Below are 21,582 nucleotides of genomic sequence, written 5' to 3' on the forward strand. Positions count from 1 at the left end.
GCCTACTGATGTTTCCTGTTGGGGCGAAGCCCGCTACTCCCGCAGCCACTCCGCGCAGGAGTTGAGGTTCCGGTGCACGCTGGCCACGGCCGCCTCGCCGTCGTGTGCTTCGATGGCATCCACGAGCTCGCCGTGGCCCGCCTGCGGCAGTCCGTTGAAGCCGGGGCGCCGGTGCTGCTTCAGCAGGTCGGCGTGGAACACGTCACCGAAGCTGACATAGAGCTCATGCAGGAGGGGATTGCCGGAGGCCTGTGCCACCCGCTCGTGGAAGCCCCAGTCGGCGCGGGCCCAGCGCGCGAAGTCCTCGGCCCGCCAGGCCTCCTCACCCTCAGTGAGCAGCACGCGCATGGCGGCAACGTCGTCGGCCGTTGCATGCCGGGCAGCAAGGCGGGCCGCCTGCGTGTCCAGTCCCACGCGGACCTCGAGGACGTGTTCGTCCGTGTGCTCCTTGTACAGCCGGCGCGCGGCACCCGAGATTTCGCTGGTGGCACGGACGTAGGTCCCGTCGCCGCGACGGACCTCGAGCATCCCGCTGTGGGCCAGCGCCTTGACCGCCTCGCGGAGTGTCCCGCGGGACACGCCCAGTCCGGTCATGAGCTCGGTTTCGGACGGGATGCGCTGCTGCAGCGGCCACTCGCCCGTCTGGATCATTTCGCGGAGTTTGGCGGTGACTTCCTCCGCCAGCGGCGGGCGGTGCGAGGTGCTCAGGGTCATGGCGTCCTATTCTTTCATTCCGGCAGCGTCGGTTCCGGCAGCGTTGGCCCCCGCAGCACCGGTACCGGTGGCGCTCACTCCGGCAGCCCGGCGGCTGCTGAGCAGGTGGGCCACGACGATCTGCACCACGGCAATGACCAGGAGCAGCGCCAGCGGCAGTGTCCAGCTGCCCGTCGCGCTGTGCAGCAGGCCCATGCCGAATGGCCCGACGGTGGCCAGAAGATAGCCGCTGGATTGGGCCAGCGTGGACAGTGCCGTGGTCTCGGCGGTGCTCCGCCCGCTGCGGCTGATGATCACCATCACCAGGGGGAAGATGCCCAGCCCAAAGCCCAGCAGCACCGCCGGGATGATGGCCAGCGACACGGGAAGGAAGAGGAGCGCGGCGATGCCGGCCGTCATGGTGAGGGTAGCCAGGTAGACGGCGGGGCGCAGCATTCGCGGCCGGGACCCGAGGGCGATCAGCACCATTCCGGCAGGTACCGAGACCAGCTGCATGACGCCGAACATGAGGGCGCTGTCCGCCGCACTGAGGCCCATGGTGGTGAGCATGTACGGGAACCAGCTGAGCAGCGCGTAGGCCAGCAGTGCCTGCAGGGTGAAGATGCCGGTGAGCAGCCGCCCGGTCTTGGTGCGCAGCAGCGGCCACGGGGAGATGTGTCCGGCTGTTTTCCGGGCAGTGTTGCGGTGGGCGTGCAACGTCACGGGCAGGAAGCCGAGGAATGCGGACAGGGCGAGGACCCCGATGGTGCCCAGCCCGGCCGACGGCGACCCCAGCGCCTGCGACAGCGGAACAACGGCTATGGCCATGACGGTGGCGCCGCTGGTCATGGTCACCGTGTAGACGGCCGTCATGAGTGAGGTGCGTGCGGCGAAGTGCTCCCGGATGAAGGACGGCATGGACACGTTGCAGACAGCAAGTCCGGACATCCCAACCACCGTCCCCGCCACCAGCATTCCCGTGGTGGGAATGCCCCGGAGCAGCAGCCCGCCTGCCAGCATGCCGAGGGAGAGCAGGATGGCTTTCTCGACGCCGAGCTTCCCGGTCAGCCACGACGTCGCGGCACCGGCCACCGCGAAGCACAGAGTGGGAATGGACGGGATGAGCGAGGCGACCAGCGGCCCGTAGCCCAGCACCTGCTGCAAGTCGTGCAGCAGCGCCGAGGCGCCGGTGATGCCGGCCCTCAGGTTCAGGCCGATGAGGACCAGGGCAATAACGGCGGCGACGACGGCGGTGCGCGGCTTGGTTGGATACGTGGCCGTGGTCGGGGGTGCCGAGGAAGTGATCGCCATTCCTTAACGTTAGACGTTTGACGTTTGATGTCCAGAGTTTTGTGGGGAAACTCTCGCGGGCCGTTCCGGCCCGGCATAGACTCAGGCCAGCAGGCGCATCAAGCGCAGGGACCCGGCAGGGGAAAGGACGCCGTCCGGCCATGACCGCCGAAGGCCTTGAAACGGAGAAAAAGTACGACGTCGACGCCGGCAAGGAGCTGCCCGACCTCGCCGCCATCCCCGGTGTGGGACGCGTGGGGGAGCCGCACGATGCTGAGCTGGAAGCCGTGTATTTCGACACGGAGGATCTGGTTCTCGCCGTCCGCCGCATCACCCTGCGGCGCAGGAGCGGCGGAGCCGACGCCGGCTGGCATGTAAAGCTGCCACCTGAGCCCGTGGCGGGCGCCGCAACCACATCGGAAGAGAGGCCGGGAGCCCGCCGGGAGATTCACGCCCCGCTGGGCCAGGCCGACGTCGTTCCGGGGAAACTGCTGGCCCACCTGCACGCCTACCTCCGCGGATCGGATCCCGTGCCCGTAGCCCGCGTTAGCACGCGGCGCACCACACTTGCCCTGTACGGGGACGATGGCGTGCACCTCGCCGACTTTGCCGATGACACCGTGGACGCCAAACTCCTTCAGGGCGCGGGCCAGGAAACGGCAGGTGAGTCGGCCGGCCGGGAGCAGCAGTGGCGCGAATGGGAACTCGAGCTCGTCCACGGCCAGCCGGAGGTGTTCAAGGCAGCCGCAGCGGTCTTGTCCGCGGCAGGTGCCCGGCCGTCGGGGCACGAGTCCAAGCTGCAGCGCGTACTGGGCGAGGCAGCGCCGAAAGCTAAGGGCAAGGAAATTGAAGGGACTGCCGAAGCTGACGGCACGGCGGCAGCTGGAGGTGGCGTAAAGCAGCCCGGCGGCAGGAAACGGGGCAAGAAGTGGCCGGCGTCCGCCGTCGTCAGCGCGTACCTGGACGGGCAGGTCCGCGAAATCCTGGCCAACGACGCCCGGGTGCGGCTGGAGGAGCCCGACGCGATCCATGCGATGCGCTCGGCGACGCGCCGCATGCGGTCGGCCCTGGCGGTTTACCGGAAGCTCTACGGCGGCGGAGCGGTGGGCAGGCTGCGCGACGAGCTCAAGTGGCTGGGCCGGATCCTCGGCACGCCGCGTGATGCTGAAGTCATGCTGGACCGGCTGCGGACGCACGCCGAGAAGCTCCCGCCGGGGGAAGCGGCCGACGGAGTGAGGCGGCGCATCGAGAGGGAACTGGTCACCAGGCTGGAGGCCGGTTACCGCAAGACGCAGGAGGTGCTCCTGACTGACCGTTACTTCCGCCTCCTCGACGACCTCGAAGACTTCCGTGACCACCCGCCCGTCCGCCCGGCCGCTGCGGCACCCGCACGCAAGGCCGCCCGCAAGCTGGTGGGCAAGTCGGCAAAACGGCTGCGCCGGGCCCACAAGGCGGCTCTGCAGGACAAGGACGACGCCGGCGAAAAGCGCGGCATGGAGCTCAAAGGCGCTACGGCGCACGAAACCGCGCTGCACCAGGTGCGGAAGGACGCCAAACGGCTGAGGCATGCCGCCGAGACCGTCGATCCGGTTTTTGGCAAGCGCGCGGCGAAGCTCGCCAAGGCCGCGCATAAACAGCAGAAAATCCTCGGCGACCACCACGACGGTGTGATGGCGCGGATCTTTTTGGGAAAGCTCGCCGGCGGCCCGGACCTGCCCGAGCCCGTGTTGGCGGCCTACGGCTCGCTCCTGAAGCGGGAGCGGAAGAGCGCCGCCAAAGCCGAAGCCAAGTACCGCAAGGCGTACCGGAAGTCCCGGAAGGCAATTCGGCGCGGAGTGGGATAGCGGGGCGGCCGGTGGATGAGCATGCACCGCGCCGGGGGAACACAGTCATCAGCCTGGCCCGCGTGGACGCGGACATGGTGCCTGAGGTGGGCGGCAAGGCTGCCAACCTCGGTGTCCTCCTGGCCGCAGGAATGCCGGTCCCGCGTGGCTTCTGCGTCACCACCGCGGCCTATGGGCAGGCGGCGGCCGCGGCAGGAGTGCAACCTTCCGAGCCGGCGGAGCAGACACGGGGCAGGCTGGAGTCGGCTCCCATACCGGGGGACATTACCGAAGCAATCCTTGCCGCTTACGCAGGCCTGGGCGGGGACACCCCGGTGGCCGTTCGATCCTCCGCCACCGCCGAGGATCTTCCCGAAGCGAGCTTCGCCGGCCAGTTGGACACGTACCTCAATGTCGTCGGCCCCGACGGGCTGTTGGTTGCGGTCCGCCGCTGCTGGGCCTCTCTGTGGACGGACCGGGCAGTGGCCTACCGGGCAGACCACGGGATCGGTCAGCACTCGATCAGCACCGCCGTCGTTGTCCAGGAAATGGTCGACGCCGACGTGGCCGGCGTGATGTTCACGGCAAACCCGCTGACCGGCCGGAGGAGGGAAACCGTCATCAACGCAGCGCCCGGGCTCGGCGAGGCGCTGGTCAGCGGGGCTGTGAACCCGGACCAGTTCACGGTTGACGCGGCCACCGGAGAGATTCTCCAACGGAGCCTGGGTGACAAACGCACCGAAATCCGGCCAGCCCCCGGTGGCGGGACACGGCTGTTGCGCCGGCAGGACGGTGGCCGCCAGGCGTGCCTGACGGATGAGCAGGTCCGCTCGCTGGCCAGGATCGGGATGCTTGCAGAAGAACTCTACGGCGAGCCGCAGGACGTGGAGTGGGCCATCGCGCCGGACGGCGGGATCCGGGTGGTGCAATCCCGTCCGATCACTGCGCTGTTTCCCCTGCCCGAGCCTGACAACCACGACGGCGGCGCCCGCGCCTACCTGTGTGCCAGCCTGCTGCAGGGACTGACCCGCCCGCTGACCCCCATGGGACTGGCATCCTTCACCCTGATGAGCGACAGCTCCCGGTCGGCAGGCAACGGACCGGCGGCTTACCGTTCCGCCCAGATCGGCATGCGCATGTTTGTGGATGTCACGTCCCTGCTGCGGAGCAAGGGCGGCAGGCGCGGCCTGCTGAGAGCCATGAAAGTGGCGGATGCCAGGTCTGTGGATGTGCTGGCCCATTTGGCGGCCGACCCACGCTTCGCCCTCACCAGGGCACCCAAGTTGGCGTCGCTGCAGGCGGGGCTCCGGGCCTCGCCGCCCTTTGGCCTGGTTGGGCAGGTCCTGCGCGCGATGGTCAATCCCGCCGCCGCGCTGGAGCGGGTCTGGGAAGCGGACCATGAGTTGGACCGGATGCTGGTGTTGCCGGAGCCGGCCTCCGGCGCCCGGCGGCTGGATTTCGTGGAACGCATCCTCACCAAGGAGATCACGCCCGCCGTGATGCGGGTACTGCCGCCTGCGGCCGCCGGGTATGTCTGGCTGGGTCTCGCCCGGCTGCTGCTGGGCCGGCTTGCGGAGGCCGGTGAGCTGCAGGCCGTACTGCGCGGCTTGCCGCACAATGTGACCACGGAGATGGATCTGGAGCTCTGGCGTACAGTCACCTCAATCCGGGAGGACCCGGAGTCGGTCCGCGCACTGACCGGGGAAGAGCCCCAGATACTCGCCGGCCGCTACGCTGCCGGATCGTTGCCTGCCGCCTGCCAGGGCGCGCTGCGCGGCTTCCTCGCCAGGTACGGACACCGCGCCGTGGCAGAAATTGACCTCGGCGTTCCGCGCTGGGGTGAGGACCCCGCCCACATCATCAACGCCCTGGCCAACTACCTGAAGCTGGCGGACCCGGCATTCGCGCCGGACCGGGTATTCCGGCGGGCCGCAGAAAACGCGGAAGCCAAGGCAGCCGAGCTGGCCGCACGCGCCGCCCGGTCGAGGGGCAGGCTGTTCGGCAGGATCGTTGCCCACAGCCTGCGGCGCGCACGGGAAACCGCTGGCATGCGCGAGTACCCCAAGTTCCGGCTCATTGTGGCCTTCGCCGTCCTCCGCCGCCAGCTCCAGCAGGTGGGTGAGGAACTCGCGGACGCGGGCCGGATCCAGGTACCGGACGACGTCTTCTTCCTGGACCTCACCGAAGCCCGCGTGGGTCTGCGGGGCGCGGACCTCCGCGGACCCGTCGCTGAACGCCGCAAGAGTTACCAACGCGAAATGCGGCGCCGGCGCATCCCCCGCGTGCTGCTTTCCGATGGCACCGACGTCGAAGCAGCCATGGTTGCGCAGGCCGGTGCGGCGTCGTCCGCGGACGGGCAGCTGCGGCCGGGCACCCTGGTGGGGACGGCGGCCTCGGCCGGCACCGTCACAGGCAAGGCAAGGGTCATCCTGGACCCGGCCCGTGCGCACCTGGAGCCGGGCGAAATCCTCGTTGCGCCGTCGACGGATCCTGGATGGACGCCGCTGTTCATGACCGCCGGGGCACTGGTCATGGAAATGGGCGGACCCATTTCCCACGGTGCCGTGGTGGCGCGCGAATACGGGATTCCCGCCGTCGTCGGTGTCCCCGACGCAACCAAGCGGATTCGAACCGGGGATTCCGTGACCGTGGACGGAGCCGCGGGGACGGTCGTGGTGGAGGCATGACATGGCAGGAGGACGTGTGAGCACTTTCGTTCTTGTCCCGGGCGCCGGGGGAATGGGCTGGTACTGGCACCGGCTGGTTCCGGAGCTGGAACGGCTGGGGCACGAGGCCATTGCAGTCGACATCCGTGAGGATGACCCCCGTCTGGGACTGGAGGACTACGCCGACGCCGTCGTCGCGGCTGTCGGTGATCACCGCGACGTGGTGCTCGTGGGCCAGTCGATGGGCGCCTTCACGGTCCCTGTCGTCGCGGGGCGCGTGCCGGTGGAGCTGATCGTCCTGCTCAATCCGATGGTTCCTCTTCCGGGTGAGACGCCGGGCGAGTGGTGGGAGGCCACCGGCCAGCCCCAGGCCCGGGAGCTCAATGACAGGCTGAACGGACGCACCGGCGATTTCGATGAGCGCGTGCACTTCCTCCACGACGTTCCCCCGGAGGTAATCGCCGCGGGCGACGGCCAGCAGCGCGCGCCGTCCGAAACGCCCTTCGGGCAGCCCTGCGGGATCGACCGCTGGCCGGATGTCCCGACCAGGGTCCTGGTTGGCCGCGATGACCGCTTTTTCCCCGCGGATTTTCAGCGCCGGGTGGTCCGGGCACGGCTTGGCTTGGGAATTGATGAAATCCCGGGCGGGCACCTGGTCGCCCTGAGCAACCCGGTTGGACTCGCAACGCGGCTGGACGGCTTTGCCCGCGCATCCCTTTGACGGGCGGATCCTGGGACAGGGCTGTCGGCCCGCTCAGACGCGTGCCGCGCAATGTTTGCTCAGCCGGCGTGCCGCGCCCCGAGCCGGGCCACCGCCAGGGCCAGCCACAGCTGCACCCGGTCCGCGGTGACGGAAGGGTCGTACCCGGTGAGCTCGGTGATCTGCGCCAGCCGGTAACGGACCGTGTTCCGGTGGAGGGTGAGGGCCTCGGCGACGGCGGCAACGGAGCCATTGCTGTTCAGGTAGCTCTCCAGCGTGGCCATCAGCTCGGCGCCATGGGCGGCATCGAAGCTGCGGAGCGGGTCCAGTGACTCGTTGGCCATGTCCGCCAGCGGCACGTCCTCGCTCGCCAGGAGCAGGGAGGTCAGGCTGAGCCGCTCGGGTTCATTCACCGGCAGCCCGTGGCTGGCTGCGTCGCGCGCCTCGAAGTAGCTCCAGCGCAGGCCGTTCGGCTTGGTGTAAGCACCGCCGATGCCGATGGTGGCGTGGATCCCGGCCTCTGCGAGGTGGTCGCTGAGGCTCCTGGCCATGGCGGTGGCGCCGCGTCCGTCGTCGGCCACCACCGTCACCAGGTCCTTTCCGACGACGGCGGTCACCGCGTGATCCAGCGTCTGCGGCAGCGAGGAGCTGACCAGCTGCTTGTGGTGCGCCTCGGAACCGGCCAGAATCACCACGTTCTTGCGCGTGCTGTTGATTCCCGTCCCGGCGAGGCGGCGCTGGGCCTCGCTGGGGTCCAGGGTTCCGTGGATGACATCCTCGAGCACCTGCCCGCAGAGCGCCCGCTCGGCCTGGCGCTGCTTGACCATGTTGTTGAGCTCCACGCTGATGAGATTCTGCGCGTAGCCGATGATGCCGGAGTCCTCGAACGGCTGCTTCACCCACAGAGTGCACGCATCGCGGCGCCCGGTGGGGATGGGGTACGTGGTCCAGGAATCGGCGGAGGGCGCTTCGCTGCCGCTGTTGTACAGCTGGGCGGTGAACTGCGTGAGCGCGATCTCGGTGCGGAGCATGCCCCCCAGGTGCCGCAGGAGTTCGGCCAGCCCGCCGCCGGTCAGCAGGGCGCGGGCCAGGATCTGGTGCCCGGCAATAAGCCGCTCAAGCTTCGAGTAGTGGTCGGCGGACTGCGCGTCCGCCACGAGCTTGCTGATGGCGATGAACGGGGTCCCGTATGGCACTTCGACAACCGGCAGCCCCCAGCGGTTCGCCTCGGCGACCAAAGCCGGCGGGACGGCGTCGTGCGAGAGCCCCACGCCGAACCCGATCCCCACGGCACCGGCCCGCTGGACCTGGCGGACAAAGCGGCGCTGTTCGGGCGCGCTTTTCATCCGGAGCCCGGTGGTCAGCACGAGTTCGCCGCCGTTGAGGAAGCGCTGCGGGTCCTCCAGCTCGGTGACAGCCACCCAGTGGATGTCCTGGTGCGAAGTGGTCTCCGCGAGGCCGGATTTTTTGAGTCCCAGAGACTGCACGGCCAGCAGCGCCGCGAGGGAAATTGCCATGGATCAAGGGTAGCGGGAGGCTGGCCGATCGCACTAAAGCGCCGGTTCATGGGTGTGCAGGTGGCTATTCCCCGCGGTGTCGGGCTGGAATAGGCTCAAGTCAGCCGCATCACACTATTCAGGACGAAAGAGGTTGTACACCGTGGTTCAAACCTTGCAGAACTTCATCAACGGAGAGTTCGTCACGCCTGCCGGCACGGGCCTGATCGACATCGTGAACCCCGTGACCGGCGACGTGGTGGCCAAGTCACCCGTTTCCGTGGCGGCTGACGTCGACGCCGCCATGGCCGCCGCCAAGGACGCCTTTAAGACCTGGAAGCACGTGACCCCCGGGCAGCGTCAGCTCATGCTGCTGAGGCTCGCCGACGCCATCGAGGCCAACAGTGACGAACTCGTCGATGCCCAGCACCGCAATACCGGGCAGGTCCGCTCCCTGATCGCGTCCGAGGAAGTGGCGGCCGGCGCCGACCAGCTGCGCTTCTTCGCCGGTGCCGCCCGCATCCTCGAAGGCAAGTCCGCCGGTGAGTACTTCGAGGGCCACACGTCCTTCGTCCGCCGCGAGCCGATCGGTGTCGTGGCCCAGGTGGCGCCGTGGAACTACCCGTTCCTGATGGCCATCTGGAAGATCGGCCCCGCGCTCGCGGCCGGCAACACCGTGGTTCTGAAGCCCTCCGACACCACGCCGGAGTCCACCCTGGTCCTGGCCAAGCTGGCCAAGGACATCCTGCCGGCCGGCGTCCTGAACGTCATCCTCGGCACCGGCGAAACCGGCGCGCTGATGGTGGAGCACAAGGTGCCGGGCCTGGTGTCCATCACCGGATCCGTGCGTGCCGGCATCGCCGTCGCCTCGGGCGCCGCGAAGGGCCTCAAGCGCGCGCACCTGGAGCTCGGCGGCAAGGCACCGGCCATCGTCTTCAAGGACGCCGACATCAAGAAGAGCGCCGCGGCCATCGCCGAGTTCGCGTTCTTCAACGCCGGCCAGGACTGCACGGCCATCACCCGTGTGCTGGTGGAGGATTCGGTGCACGACGACGTCGTGGCGGCCATGGTGGAGCACACCAAGACGCTGCACACCGGCTCCCAGAACGACGAGGACAACTACTTCGGCCCGCTGAACAACGTCAACCACTTCAAGGCGGTCAGCTCTGTGGTGGACTCGCTGCCGGTGCACTGCCGGATCGAAACCGGCGGCCACCGCTCCGGGGAGAAGGGGTTCTTCTTCGAGCCCACCATCATTACCGGCGCCAAGCAGACGGACGACATCGTGCAGAAGGAAACGTTCGGCCCGGTCATTACGGTCCAGAAGTTCAGCACGGAGGCCGAAGCCGTGGAGCTGGCCAACGACGTCGAATACGCCCTGGCCTCCAGCGTCTGGACCAGCGACCACGGCACGGCCATGCGGCTCAGCCGCGACCTTGACTTCGGTGCGGTCTGGATCAACACGCACATTCTCCTCACCGCCGAAATGCCCCACGGCGGCTTCAAACAGTCCGGCTACGGCAAGGACCTCTCCATGTACGGCGTCGAGGACTACACGCGCATCAAGCACGTCATGTCCGCACTTGATGCTTAATCCCGCCGGCGCCCATTCAGTAAAGAAAGAATCACGATGACCGCAACAGCATCAGAAATCACCTACCGCCTCGAGCAGAAGCGCCGCGTCCAGGCCGACTTCCCGGGCCCCAAGTCCGTGGCCCTGACCGAACGACGCAAGGCCGTGGTCGCCGCCGGCGTCGCCTCCAGCGTTCCCGTTTACGTCGCGGACGCCGACGGCGGCATCATCCATGACGTCGACGGCAACTCCTTCATCGACCTCGGCTCAGGCATCGCGGTGACCAGCGTCGGCGCGTCCGATCCCGCCGTCGTCGGTGCCGTGAAGGAGGCCGTGGAGCACTTCACCCACACCTGCTTCATGGTCACCCCCTACGAGGGCTACGTCGCGGTCGCCGAGCAGCTGAACAAGCTCACGCCGGGCAGCCACGAGAAGCGCACCGTCCTCTTCAACTCCGGCGCGGAAGCCGTGGAAAACGCCATCAAGGTGGCCCGCCTGGCCACCGGCCGGGACGCCGTCGTCGCCTTCGACCACGCCTACCACGGCCGCACCAACCTGACCATGGCGCTGACCGCCAAGGCCATGCCGTACAAGACCAACTTCGGCCCGTTCGCGCCCGAGGTCTACCGCATGCCCATGAGCTACCCGTTCCGCGAGGAAAACCCCGAGATCACCGGTGCCGAGGCCGCCAAGCGCGCCATCACCGCGATCGAGAAGCAGATCGGCGGCGACCAGGTGGCCGCGATCATCATCGAACCGATCCAGGGTGAGGGCGGCTTCATCGTCCCAGCTGAGGGCTTCCTGCCGGCGCTGTCCGCCTGGGCCAAGGAAAAGGGCATCGTCTTCATCGCCGACGAGGTCCAGTCCGGCTTCTGCCGCACCGGCGAATGGTTTGCGGTGGACCACGAGGGCATCGTTCCGGACATCATCACCATGGCCAAGGGCATCGCCGGCGGCATGCCGCTGTCCGCCATCACCGGCCGCGCCGACCTGCTCGACGCTGTCCACCCGGGCGGCCTCGGCGGCACCTACGGCGGCAACCCGGTGGCCTGCGCCGCCGCACTGGCCTCCATCGGCTCCATGCAGGAGTACGACCTCAACGCCCGCGCTAAGCACATCGAGGACCTGTCCGTCGGCAAGCTGCGCGAGCTCGCTGAAGAGGTTTCCGTCATCGGCGACATCCGTGGCCGCGGTGCCATGCTGGCCATCGAGCTGGTCCAGGCCGGTTCGAAGGAGCCCAACCCGGAGCTCACCAAGGCCGTGGCTGCCGCCTGCCTCAAGGAAGGCGTCATCATCCTGACCTGCGGAACCTACGGCAACGTCATCCGCCTGCTGCCGCCGCTGGTGATCAGCGACGAGCTGCTGCTGGACGGCCTGGAGGTGCTCGCCGCAGCCATCAAGGCCAACGCATAGTTCTCTCCTTCTTTTAGCGCGAACGGACAGTTGAGGCCCCATCCTCCAGCGCGAACGGACAGTTGAGGGCCCCCGCCCACGCGAAACAGGGCCCTAACTGTCCGTTCGCGCTGGGGCCGTACGACGACGCCGGGCCGGGTACCAAAAGGTGCCCGGCCCGCCGTCGTTCTTGCCGCCGTCGTACTCCCGTTGTGTTCCCGCCCGCCAGCGAGGGCGCCGCGGTAGAGTCATCCTCACCACTGCACTTCACGCCGCAGGCCGGTGAGCGCCGCCGCGATCCGGGCGCCGGTCCGCACTACCCAAAGAGGGGTCCAGCATGCGATACGTAGTCGGTTACACACCCACTGAGCGGGGGGCGGACGCCGTCGCCCTGGCCACATCACTGGCTCTTGCCCAGGGCGCCGAACTGGATCTGGTCTATGTGGTGAAGCCGGGCACGCCGTACGTGGCCCTAAACCCGGAGGGCAGCCGGGTCAGCGCCGCGGAGCAGCAGGTGCTGACGGCGGAACGGGAGGGCCTGGCCCTCGTTCCGCAGGGGCTGCCCGCGAAATTCCATGTGCGGGAAGCCGATTCCTTCGCCGGGGGGCTCATCGATGCGGCGGTGGAGTTCGGGGCGGGACTCATCGCCGTGGGCGCCGCCAGCGCCGGCCTGTTCAAGCGCTACACCGTGGGGTCCGTGGCCAACGCACTCCTGCATGCCTCGCCGGTTCCGGTGGCACTTGCGCCGCGCGGCTACCAGCGGACGGCGCCCGTCACCCGCCTGACGCTGGCCGTGGGGCAGCGTGCCGGGGCCGAGGCGGCAATCGAGACCGCCATCAGGGCAGCAAAGAGACGGGGCGTGCCGCTACGGCTGACGTCGCTGGTGGAGCTCGACGCCGCCGGTGACGCGGGCGAGGCCATCAATGCCGCGCACATCCACGCCAACACCATCCTGACGGCCGCATCGGGGAAGGTGCCCGCCGGTCACGAAGTCGGCGTCGCCGTGGCCCATGGCCGCACCATCGAGGAAGCCATCGACGGACTCGAATGGGACGACGGCGAGATCCTCATCGTGGGCTCCTCGCGCCTGGCCGAGAAGAACCGCATGTTCCTGGGCAGCACGGCCAACAAGGTGCTGCGGGCCCTGCCGGTTCCCATGGTGGTTGTGCCGCGCGACTACGACCGCGAGGACTCGGCCCCCTGAGCTTCCCTGCGGGCGAGCCGCTTGGCCGCTGAGCTCTTCCGCGTCGCAGCCAGCATGTCCACGGTGAGCACCAGCAGGGCGAGCCACACGACGCCGAAACCGATCCACCGGTCCAGTGTCATGGCTTCCCGGAACACCACCAGGGCAACGATGAACTGCAGCACCGGTGCGAAGTACTGCAGCAGCCCGATCGTGGTCATGGGCAGCCGGCGGGCGGAGGCGCCGAAGAACACCAGCGGCACGGCAGTGATGACGCCGGATGCCAGAAGCAGCCAGAAGTGCCCGCTTCCGTGGGTGGTCAGCGAGGCAGTGCCGCTTGCCGCGAGGAAAATCATGGTGGCCGCGGCCAGGGGAGCGAGGACGATGGTTTCCACGGTGAGGCTGGTGATGGCGTCGGCGCGCGGCCCCACCCGCTTCTTCACGAAGCCGTACAGGCCGAAGCTGACGGCCAGGGTCAGGGCGATCCACGGCAGTTTCCCGTAGGACACGGTCAGCACCCCGACGGCGACGAAACCGATTCCGACGGCGGCCCACTGCAGCGGCCGGAGCGTCTCCTTGAGGACGAACACGCCGAGGAGGACGGACACGAGCGGGTTGATGAAGTAGCCAAGTGAGGCCTCGACCGCCTGCCCGGTGGTGACGCCGTAGGTGTACGTCAGCCAGTTGACCGCGATGAGGCCGGCGGCAAGCGCCAAGGTTCCGAGGACGGCGCGGTTCCGCAGGGCAGCGCCCAGAACACGCCACGCCCTGGTTACCGTGATCAGGAGGGCGCAGAAGATCAGGGACCAGACCACCCGGTTGGCCACGATTTCCACGGCACCGGCGGGCTGCAGAACGAAGAAGTACAGCGGAAGCAGCCCCCACAGGCCGTAAGCGCCGATGCCGAACAGGATTCCCGCCGTCGTCTCCTTGTCCACCGCCTTCGGCGCGTCAGGCACACTCGGTGCACCAGGCAAACCGGGTGCCCCGCGCTTGCCGGAGCCGGTCACGCCCAAGTGCGCGGGGCCAGCTGTTGGGGCAGTCGGAACAGCGGAGGAGACGGATCCGTCGGGATTAGGCACAGAACCCATAACACCATCTTAAGGAGCGGTATTCCGTCTAACCCGAGCCAAAAGCTGCCTGCGGAAACGAAATAGTCAGTAGGCTTGCCATTATGAGTACGACTCTCCGCAGGGCGCCGGCCCCATGAGGCTCCGCCACAGCAACGCCTCCGGCCACGGTTACCGGAGGGTGCGGGCCGGCGCCGGGTTCAGTTACAGGGACCTGGACGGCTCCACGCTGCCGCCCGGTCCGGTCCGCGACCGGCTGGAAAGCATCGGCATTCCGCCCGCCTGGACGGACGTGTGGATAGCGCCCTTCGAGAACGGGCATATCCAGGCCACGGGGCTGGATGCCGTGGGCCGCCGGCAGTACATCTACCATCCGGAGTGGCGCGAACGGAAGGACCGCCTGAAATTTGACCGCGCGCTCCAGCTCGCCGAGTCGCTGCCTACCGCCCGCCGGCTGGTCACCATCGATCTGAGGTCCGATGGCTTCACCCGCGAGCGGGTTTTGGCTGCGGCCTTCAGGCTGCTGGACAGCGGCTCCCTGCGGGTGGGGTCAGAGCGGTACACGAATGAAAACGGCAGTCACGGGCTCGCCACCCTGCTCTGCGCCCACGTTCGTGTCCGGAAGGAATGCCTGCACCTCAGTTTCCCGGCCAAGAGCGGTAAAACCTGGGAGTCCCGCATCGATGACCCTGACCTGGCGCCTCTGGCCCGGGCCCTCAAGCGGCGCGGCGGCAACGCGCGGCTGCTGGCCTACAAGAACGGCCGGACGTGGCACCCGGTGACCAGCGCGGACATCAACGGCTACGTCAAGGAACGCACTGGCGACGACTTCACCGCAAAGGACTTCCGCACCCTGCGCGGCACCGTCGCCGCCGCCGTCAGCCTGGCCCGGAGCGGCCCGCAGAAAACCGAGGGGAAGCGGAAACGCGCCATCAGCGTCGCCATGATGGAGGCGGCAGCGGTGCTGGGCAACACGCCGTCGATCGCCCGCAAGAGCTACGTGGACCCCCGCCTGCTGGACCACTTCGCAGCCGGGGAGACCATAGACCCCAAGCGCCTGGACTCGGCGGAGTCGGAGCTGCGGGCACTGCTGTACCGCGAGGGCGACGTGGTTGCCCTTCGCAAGAGCGGCTGACGCGGCGGGGCCGGCTGACGCAGGCCGGGTTGCCCCGGTGTGGGGCGTGTAACTGGGGAAGCCAGGCGTCACGCACCGCCGTGCGCCGTCACGGGTGGGGCGCCCGCCGGGCGGACAATTAGAATTGAAAACTGCGCGCCGGTGGGGCGCGGTCTCCCGTTCCGGAAGGGCTTACGGTGTCCAACACAGCTGAATCCACGGCGAAGCGCCCGCTCCGCGTCGCGATCGTCGGCGCCGGACCCGCAGGCGTCTACGCCGCGGACATCCTGACCAAGTCCAACGAGGTCAAGGACGGCGACTTCGAGGTCAGCATCGACCTCTTCGAGGCCTACCCGGCACCGTACGGCCTGATCCGCTACGGTGTGGCCCCGGACCACCCGCGCATCAAGGGCATCGTCAACGCCCTGCACAAAGTCCTGGACCGCGGAGACATCCGGTTCCTGGGCAACGTCACCTACGGCCGGGACCTCACTCTGCACGACTTCCGCGCCTTCTACGACGCCGTCATCTTCTCTACCGGCGCCATCAAGGACGCGGACATGGACATCCCCGGCATCGACCTCGCGGGCTCCTTCGGAGCCGCCGACTTCGTGTCCTGGTACGACGGCCACCCGGACGTTCCGCGGAACTGGCCGCTGGACGCCAAGGAAATCGCGGTCATTGGCAACGGCAACGTGGCCCTGGACGTGGCCCGGATGCTGGTGAAGCACGCCGACGAACTGCTCGTCACCGAGATCCCGGACAACGTCTACCAGGGCCTGAAGAACTCACCGGTCACCGACGTCCACGTCTTCGGCCGCCGTGGCCCCGCCCAGGTCAAGTTCACCCCGCTGGAGCTGCGTGAACTCAGCCACGCCCGCGACGTCGACATCGTGCTCTACCCGGAGGACTTCGAATTCGACGAGGCCTCCGACGACGCGATCCGGAGCAACAACCAGACCAAGACGATGGTGAACACCATGACCAACTGGCTGGTCGAGGAGCACGCGGAGGCTGAACAGCCGTCGTCGCGCCGCCTGCACCTGCACTTCCTGCACAGCCCGGTTGAGATTTACGACGACGGCGGGTCCGGCAAGGTGGCCGGCATCAAGTTCGAGCGCATGCAGCTTGACGGCACCGGCAACGTCAAGGGCACGGGGGAGTTCATCGACTACCCGGTGCAGGCCGTCTACCGTGCCATCGGCTACCACGGCTCCGCGCTGGACGAACTCGAATACGACGCCAAGCGCGGGGTCATCCCCAACGAAGGCGGCCGCGTCCTCGACGCCGACGGAAACCCCGTCCCCGGCATCTACACCACCGGCTGGATCAAGCGCGGACCGGTCGGCCTTATCGGGCACACGAAGGGCGACGCCCTGGAAACCATCGGCTTCCTCCTCGAGGACCGGTTCACCCTGCCGCCCGCCCAGAACCCCGACCCGCAGGCGATCATCGACCTGCTCGAGGAACGCGGCATCGAGTACACCACGTGGGAGGGCTGGAACAGGCTGAACGCCCACGAGGCCGCCCTCGGCGCATCGTGGACGGAATCCGCCGCGTCCGACGGTGTGGTGCGCGAACGCATCAAGGTGGTGCCGCGCGAGGAGATGATCAAGATCTCCCGCGCCTGACGGCACCGGTTCCGCGCCAAGCACCCGCCCGCCGCAAGCGGCTCCTCCCGGCCGATGTCGGTGACGAGTTTTTGTGCAGATATTGCCCGTTTGGCACGTTTCAAGTCCCAATATGTGGACAAAAACTCGAACCTGGAGGGGCCTACTGCTCGGCCCGGCGGGTGGACTAGACTGTCGCGGGCAAGCGTTTGGGCGAGTGGGAGTTCGATGAAGAACCTGATCCAGCCAGCGGCACCCGGAACCGATGATTCAGTGCTTTTGCAGCGCCGCGCCCTGGCCGGCCATGAACTCCTGGACAGCCACGCGCAGGGCGAAGCGTTCCCCGATGCCGAAGAAATCCCCGGGCTGCGCCGCCTGATCCGCGAGTCCTGGCAGCGGTCCGCGAAGCTGCGGGCCAACCCCGATCACCCCGAAGCCCCGCTGGCCATTGCCGGGGACGAGCTTGACGAATACCGCCGCCAACACCCCTTGGCCGCCATCATGCCCGTCATCCAGAAGCTCCTCATCCGGCCCAGCCATGACAGCGGCCTGCTGGTTGCCGTCGGCGACGAAGTGGGCCGCCTCCTCTGGGTGGAAGGCGATCCCGGCGCGCGCCGCCGGGCCGAGGGCATGATGTTCGTTCCCGGCGCCGACTGGTCGGAGGCCACTGTCGGGACCAGCGCCCCCGGAACGGCGCTCGCCCTGGGCCGCGGCATCCAAATATCCGGGGCCGAGCACTACAAACGGTCCGTCCACCCCTGGAGCTGCACGGCGGTCCCGTTCCAGGACCCCGATTCCGGCGCACTGCTGGGGGTCGTGGACATCACTGGCACCGAGGACGCCGTGGCGCCGCACACGCTCTCCCTCGTGGAGGCCACCGTGGCGGCAGCCCAGGCCCAGTTGCGCGTGGAACGCCTGCAGCTCGCGGCCGCCCAGGAGCGAGTTAAAGCACGACGGCGGCACCCGGGTTCCGGGGCAGCCGGCGGTCCTGCGCGGGAAGGCAGCCTGTACCGCAACAGCCTGCAGCTGCTGGGCCGAGACCAGGCACTGCTCAGCATCGAGGGCCGCAGCGTGGTGCTGTCCGCCCGGCACAGCGAGATCCTGGCCCTGCTCAGCACCCGCCCGGACGGGCTCAGCGCCGAGGAACTGAGCGTTCTTTTGTACCCGGGGGACGGGTCCACGATCACCCTGCGGGCCGAGATGGTGCGCCTTCGGAAGGTCCTGCTGCAGCTAGACCCCTCCGCAGTGCCGGAATCGCGGCCCTACAGGCTGGCGCTGGATCTCCTGCCGGACAGCAGCCAGGTGCTCACCTGCCTGCAGCGCGGCGCCCACCGGATCGCCCTCGACATCTACCGCGGCGCCGTCCTGCCCCGCTCGGAGGCGCCCGGCGTCGTCGAGCTCCGGAACCGCGTGTCCGCGCTGCTGCGGGAGGCCGTCCTGACGGACGGCAGCGCGGAGTCGCTGCTCAAGTACGCGGAACTGCCGGAGGCGGCGGACGACGTCGACGTCCGCCGTGCCGCCCTGAAGCTCCTGCCGCCGCGCTCGCCCAAGTGGGCCGCCGTCGTCGCCGATCTGGAGCGGCTGGAAGCCGAACTGAGCGCCTAAGGGTTGCCCCGCCGTCGTACTTCGCGGCGGTGACATGGCTCACAGGGCTGCAACCTTGCTGCAACCTGCCCGCTCCTAGGCTCAATGCATCGGCGATCACATGACATATCGCCACCGTGTTGCACAGCAAAGGAGCTAGCAATGACCGTTTACGCACAGCCCGGCACCGAAGGTTCGAAGGTCACGTTCCAGGACCGCTACGAGAACTGGATCGGCGGCGAATGGGTTGCACCCGTGAAGGGCCAGTACTTCGAGAACATCACGCCCGTCACCGGCAAACCCTTCTGCGAGGTGGCCCGCGGCACCGCCGAGGACATCGAACTGGCACTCGACGCCGCGCATAAGGTGGCCCCTTCCTGGGGCAAGACCTCCGTTGCAGAGCGCGCGGCGATCCTGAACAAGATCGCCGACCGCATCGACGAGAACGTCGAACTGCTCGCCGTCGCCGAGACCTGGGACAACGGCAAGCCGATCCGCGAGACCCTCAACGCGGACATCCCGCTGGCCGCCGACCACTTCCGCTACTTCGCCGCCGCAGTCCGGGCCCAGGAAGGCCGGCTGTCGCAGCTCGACGACGACACCACGGCCTACCACTTCCACGAGCCGCTCGGCGTCGTCGGCCAGATCATCCCGTGGAACTTCCCCATCCTGATGGCCGTCTGGAAGCTGGCCCCGGCGCTCGCGGCGGGCAACGCCGTCGTCCTTAAGCCCGCGGAACAGACGCCGACGTCCATCTTGGTGCTGATGGAACTGATCGGCGACCTGCTGCCGGCCGGCGTGGTCAACGTGGTCAACGGCTTCGGCGTCGAGGCGGGGAAGCCGCTGGCCTCCAGCCCGCGGATCCGCAAGATCGCCTTTACGGGCGAGACAACTACCGGACGCCTGATCAGCCAGTATGCCTCCAACAACCTGATCCCCGTGACGCTGGAACTCGGCGGCAAGAGCCCGAACATCTTCTTCAACGACGTCGCCGAGTCCAACGATGCGTTCTACGACAAGGCCCTGGAAGGCTTTGCATTGTTCGCCTTCAACCAGGGCGAAGTCTGCACGTGCCCGTCCCGCGCCCTGGTCCAGGAGGACATCTACGACTCCTTCATGGCCGACGCCCTGGCACGGACCGAGAAGATCATCCAGGGCAACCCGCTGGACACCGAAACCCAGATCGGCGCGCAGGCCTCCAACGACCAGCTGGAGAAGATCCTCTCCTACATCGACATCGGGAAGCAGGAGGGTGCCAAGGCGCTCACCGGCGGCGCCCGCGCCGAACTGTCCGGGGACCTGGCTGGCGGCTACTACGTCCAGCCGACGATCTTCGAGGGCCACAACCGGATGCGAATCTTCCAGGAGGAGATCTTCGGCCCGGTGGTGTCCGTGACCCGCTTCAGCGACTACAACGACGCCATGGGCATCGCCAACGACACCCTCTACGGCCTGGGCGCCGGCGTCTGGTCCCGCAACGGCAACGTCGCGTACCGCGCGGGCCGCGAGATCCAGGCTGGCCGTGTCTGGGTCAACAACTACCACGCCTACCCGGCCGGCGCCGCGTTCGGCGGCTACAAGTCCTCCGGCATCGGACGCGAGAACCACGCCATGATGCTGGACCACTACCAGCAGACCAAGAACCTCCTGGTCAGTTACAGCGAAAACAAGCTCGGCTTCTTCTAAGCCGCTTGTGCCGGCCGGCACCATCCCCATCACTGCCGGCCGGCCCTCCCGGGCGGGGACGGATCAGCTCCATCCGTCCCCGCCCGCACCATGCTTCCCGCCCGCACCGCGGCGGAAGAACCACCCCCTGGCCACCCCTCAGGAAGGCAGCACCACCTGTCCCGCACCACCCGAAACATCGCTTCAACGACGCAAGGATTTCGCCAATGACGACGACAATGCAAGCAGCCGTAGTATCCGAATTCGCCGAAGAGCTCCAGATCCTGGACATTCCCGTTCCCACCCCGGGCCGCGGACAGGCCCTGGTCAAGGTGATCACCAGCGGTGTCTGCCACACCGACCTACATGCCGCTGAAGGGGATTGGCCGGTCAAGCCGTCGCCGCCCTTCGTGCCCGGACACGAAGGCGTGGGCGAGGTGGTGGCCCTCGGCGAGGGCGTCACAGACCTCGCCGTCGGTGATCTGGTGGGCAACGCCTGGCTCTGGTCCGCCTGCGGCGACTGCCAGTACTGCCGCACCGGCTGGGAAACGCTGTGTGAGACCCAGCAGAACGCCGGCTACAGCGTGGACGGCTCCTTCGGCGAGTACATGCTGGTAAACAGCCGGTTCGCCGCCCGGATTCCCGCCGGTTCGGACCCCGTGGAGGTCGCCCCGGTGCTCTGCGCCGGCGTCACCGTGTACAAGGGACTGAAAATGACCGAGGCCAAGCCAGGGGAGTGGGTCACCATCTCCGGCATCGGCGGCCTGGGGCACATCGCCGTCCAGTACGCCGTGGCCATGGGCCTGCGCGTCGCCGCCGTCGACATCGCAGACGACAAACTCGCCCTTGCCAGGAAGCACGGCGCCGAACTCACCGTCAATGCGCTCCACGAGGATCCCGCGGAAGTCATCCAGCAGAAAACCGGAGGCTGCCACGGAGTCCTGGTCACGGCAGTGCACCCGTCGGCCTTCGGGCAGGCCATCGGCATGGCACGCCGCGGTGGCACGATCGTGTTCAACGGCCTGCCGCCGGGTGACTTTCCGGCACCGATCTTCGAGATCGTGCTCAAGGGCCTGACCGTCCGCGGCTCCATCGTGGGAACGAGGCAGGACCTGGAAGAAGCGCTGGACTTCTACGCTCAGGGCAAGATCCATCCCACCGTGTCCACTCGGGAACTCTCGGAAGTCAACGCTGTCTTCGACGAGATGAAGCACGCCAAGATCGACGGCCGTGTGGTGCTGAGGTACTGATGCCCCACACCAGACTGGACGCCGCTGTGACGCTGCCCGGGGAGGACTTCTCCCGGGTGGCGCTCACCGCCGAGGCGGTGGGGCTGCTGCGGAAGCTCTGGGCGCAGCACGGCCCGCTGATGTTCCACCAGTCGGGCGGCTGCTGCGACGGCTCGGCGCCCATGTGCTACCCGGCCGGGGAGTTCCTCACAGGGGATTCGGACGTGCTGCTGGGGCGGTTTGACCTCTCCGCGGACGACGGCGGCCGGTCCGGTTCCGCTGACCACGGCGGGTTCCGGGGCATTGACGACGGCGGGCAGCCGCTGGAGTTCTGGATGTCCCGGGAACAGTTCGGCTACTGGAGCCACACCCACCTGACGGTGGATGTGGTGCAGGGCCGGGGGAGCGGGTTTTCCGTCGAGGCGCCGGAAGGCAAACGCTTCCTGATCCGCTCCACCCTCATGGACTGGCCCGTGTAGGCAGGCTTTGCCCAG

At 68.1% G+C, this 21,582-nt stretch carries 16 protein-coding genes; 12 read left to right on the top strand and 4 right to left on the bottom strand.

Translation table 11 applies throughout. From position 1 onward, the window contains the following. Window positions 1-33: 33 nt before the first annotated feature. On the bottom strand, window positions 34-714 hold the full coding sequence (locus CXZ05_RS17795; protein WP_102973854.1) for a FadR/GntR family transcriptional regulator: 681 nt from the start codon (window positions 712-714) through the stop codon (window positions 34-36). Window positions 715-720: 6 nt separating this feature from the next. Continuing rightward, window positions 721-2,004, bottom strand: a complete 1,284-nt coding sequence (locus CXZ05_RS17800) for a CynX/NimT family MFS transporter (protein WP_102973855.1) — start codon at window positions 2,002-2,004, stop codon at window positions 721-723. Between the two features lie 140 nt (window positions 2,005-2,144). Between CXZ05_RS17800 and CXZ05_RS17805 the strand changes: the two genes are divergently transcribed. From CXZ05_RS17805 to CXZ05_RS17815, 3 genes are read left to right on the top strand one after another with little or no spacing between them, the layout of a single operon-like run. Beyond that, window positions 2,145-3,827: a CYTH and CHAD domain-containing protein gene (locus CXZ05_RS17805; RefSeq protein ID WP_102973856.1), complete on the top strand. Its 1,683-nt coding sequence runs from the start codon at window positions 2,145-2,147 to the stop codon at window positions 3,825-3,827. An 11-nt stretch (window positions 3,828-3,838) separates the two neighbouring features. Next, window positions 3,839-6,493: a PEP/pyruvate-binding domain-containing protein gene (locus CXZ05_RS17810; protein WP_308411009.1), complete on the top strand. Its 2,655-nt coding sequence runs from the start codon at window positions 3,839-3,841 to the stop codon at window positions 6,491-6,493. A gap of 16 nt (window positions 6,494-6,509) precedes the next feature. Beyond that, window positions 6,510-7,193, top strand: coding sequence for an alpha/beta fold hydrolase (locus CXZ05_RS17815; protein WP_102973857.1), 684 nt, complete (start codon window positions 6,510-6,512; stop codon window positions 7,191-7,193). Between the two features lie 59 nt (window positions 7,194-7,252). Here the strand turns inward: CXZ05_RS17815 and CXZ05_RS17820 are convergent, their stop codons facing one another. Next, complete coding sequence (locus CXZ05_RS17820; RefSeq protein ID WP_102973858.1) at window positions 7,253-8,689, bottom strand: PucR family transcriptional regulator; 1,437 nt, start codon at window positions 8,687-8,689, stop codon at window positions 7,253-7,255. 142 nt (window positions 8,690-8,831) lie between these two features. Here CXZ05_RS17820 and CXZ05_RS17825 point away from each other — a divergent pair, with 142 nt between their 5' ends. The 3 genes from CXZ05_RS17825 to CXZ05_RS17835 all read left to right on the top strand — a co-directional run bounded on the left by CXZ05_RS17825 (window position 8,832) and on the right by CXZ05_RS17835 (window position 12,837). After that, window positions 8,832-10,262: an aminobutyraldehyde dehydrogenase gene (locus CXZ05_RS17825; RefSeq protein WP_102973912.1), complete on the top strand. Its 1,431-nt coding sequence runs from the start codon at window positions 8,832-8,834 to the stop codon at window positions 10,260-10,262. Window positions 10,263-10,298: 36 nt separating this feature from the next. Beyond that, the gene (gene gabT, locus CXZ05_RS17830) at window positions 10,299-11,654 is read left to right on the top strand and encodes a 4-aminobutyrate--2-oxoglutarate transaminase (RefSeq protein ID WP_102973859.1); all 1,356 of its coding nucleotides are present in this window, start codon (window positions 10,299-10,301) and stop codon (window positions 11,652-11,654) included. A gap of 316 nt (window positions 11,655-11,970) precedes the next feature. After that, window positions 11,971-12,837: a universal stress protein gene (locus tag CXZ05_RS17835; protein ID WP_102973860.1), complete on the top strand. Its 867-nt coding sequence runs from the start codon at window positions 11,971-11,973 to the stop codon at window positions 12,835-12,837. Here the strand turns inward: CXZ05_RS17835 and rarD are convergent. Beyond that, window positions 12,810-13,907, bottom strand: coding sequence for an EamA family transporter RarD (gene rarD, locus CXZ05_RS17840; protein WP_180987445.1), 1,098 nt, complete (start codon window positions 13,905-13,907; stop codon window positions 12,810-12,812). The two genes, CXZ05_RS17835 and rarD, sit on opposite strands and share 28 nt — an antisense overlap. Window positions 13,908-14,022: 115 nt before the next feature. On the opposite strand from rarD, the gene CXZ05_RS17845 reads away from it, so the two are divergent. From CXZ05_RS17845 to CXZ05_RS17870, 6 genes are all read left to right on the top strand, one after another. After that, window positions 14,023-15,021: a DNA topoisomerase IB gene (locus tag CXZ05_RS17845; protein WP_102973862.1), complete on the top strand. Its 999-nt coding sequence runs from the start codon at window positions 14,023-14,025 to the stop codon at window positions 15,019-15,021. Window positions 15,022-15,197: 176 nt separating this feature from the next. Continuing rightward, a complete protein-coding gene (locus tag CXZ05_RS17850; protein ID WP_102973863.1) occupies window positions 15,198-16,631 on the top strand; it encodes an FAD-dependent oxidoreductase in 1,434 nt (477 codons plus the stop codon). 207 nt (window positions 16,632-16,838) lie between these two features. Further along, complete coding sequence (locus CXZ05_RS17855) at window positions 16,839-18,215, top strand: GAF domain-containing protein (protein ID WP_102973864.1); 1,377 nt, start codon at window positions 16,839-16,841, stop codon at window positions 18,213-18,215. A gap of 141 nt (window positions 18,216-18,356) precedes the next feature. Next, a complete protein-coding gene (locus tag CXZ05_RS17860; RefSeq protein ID WP_102973865.1) occupies window positions 18,357-19,880 on the top strand; it encodes an aldehyde dehydrogenase family protein in 1,524 nt (507 codons plus the stop codon). Between the two features lie 206 nt (window positions 19,881-20,086). Then, window positions 20,087-21,109, top strand: coding sequence for an alcohol dehydrogenase AdhP (gene adhP, locus CXZ05_RS17865; RefSeq protein ID WP_180987446.1), 1,023 nt, complete (start codon window positions 20,087-20,089; stop codon window positions 21,107-21,109). Beyond that, on the top strand, window positions 21,109-21,567 hold the full coding sequence (locus tag CXZ05_RS17870; RefSeq protein ID WP_102973866.1) for a DUF779 domain-containing protein: 459 nt from the start codon (window positions 21,109-21,111) through the stop codon (window positions 21,565-21,567). Before adhP ends, CXZ05_RS17870 begins: the two co-directional genes overlap by 1 nt. Window positions 21,568-21,582: the final 15 nt, after the last annotated feature.

This window comes from Arthrobacter sp. AFG20 (assembly GCF_002892795.1).
Taxonomy (GTDB): Bacteria; Actinomycetota; Actinomycetes; order Actinomycetales; family Micrococcaceae; genus Arthrobacter.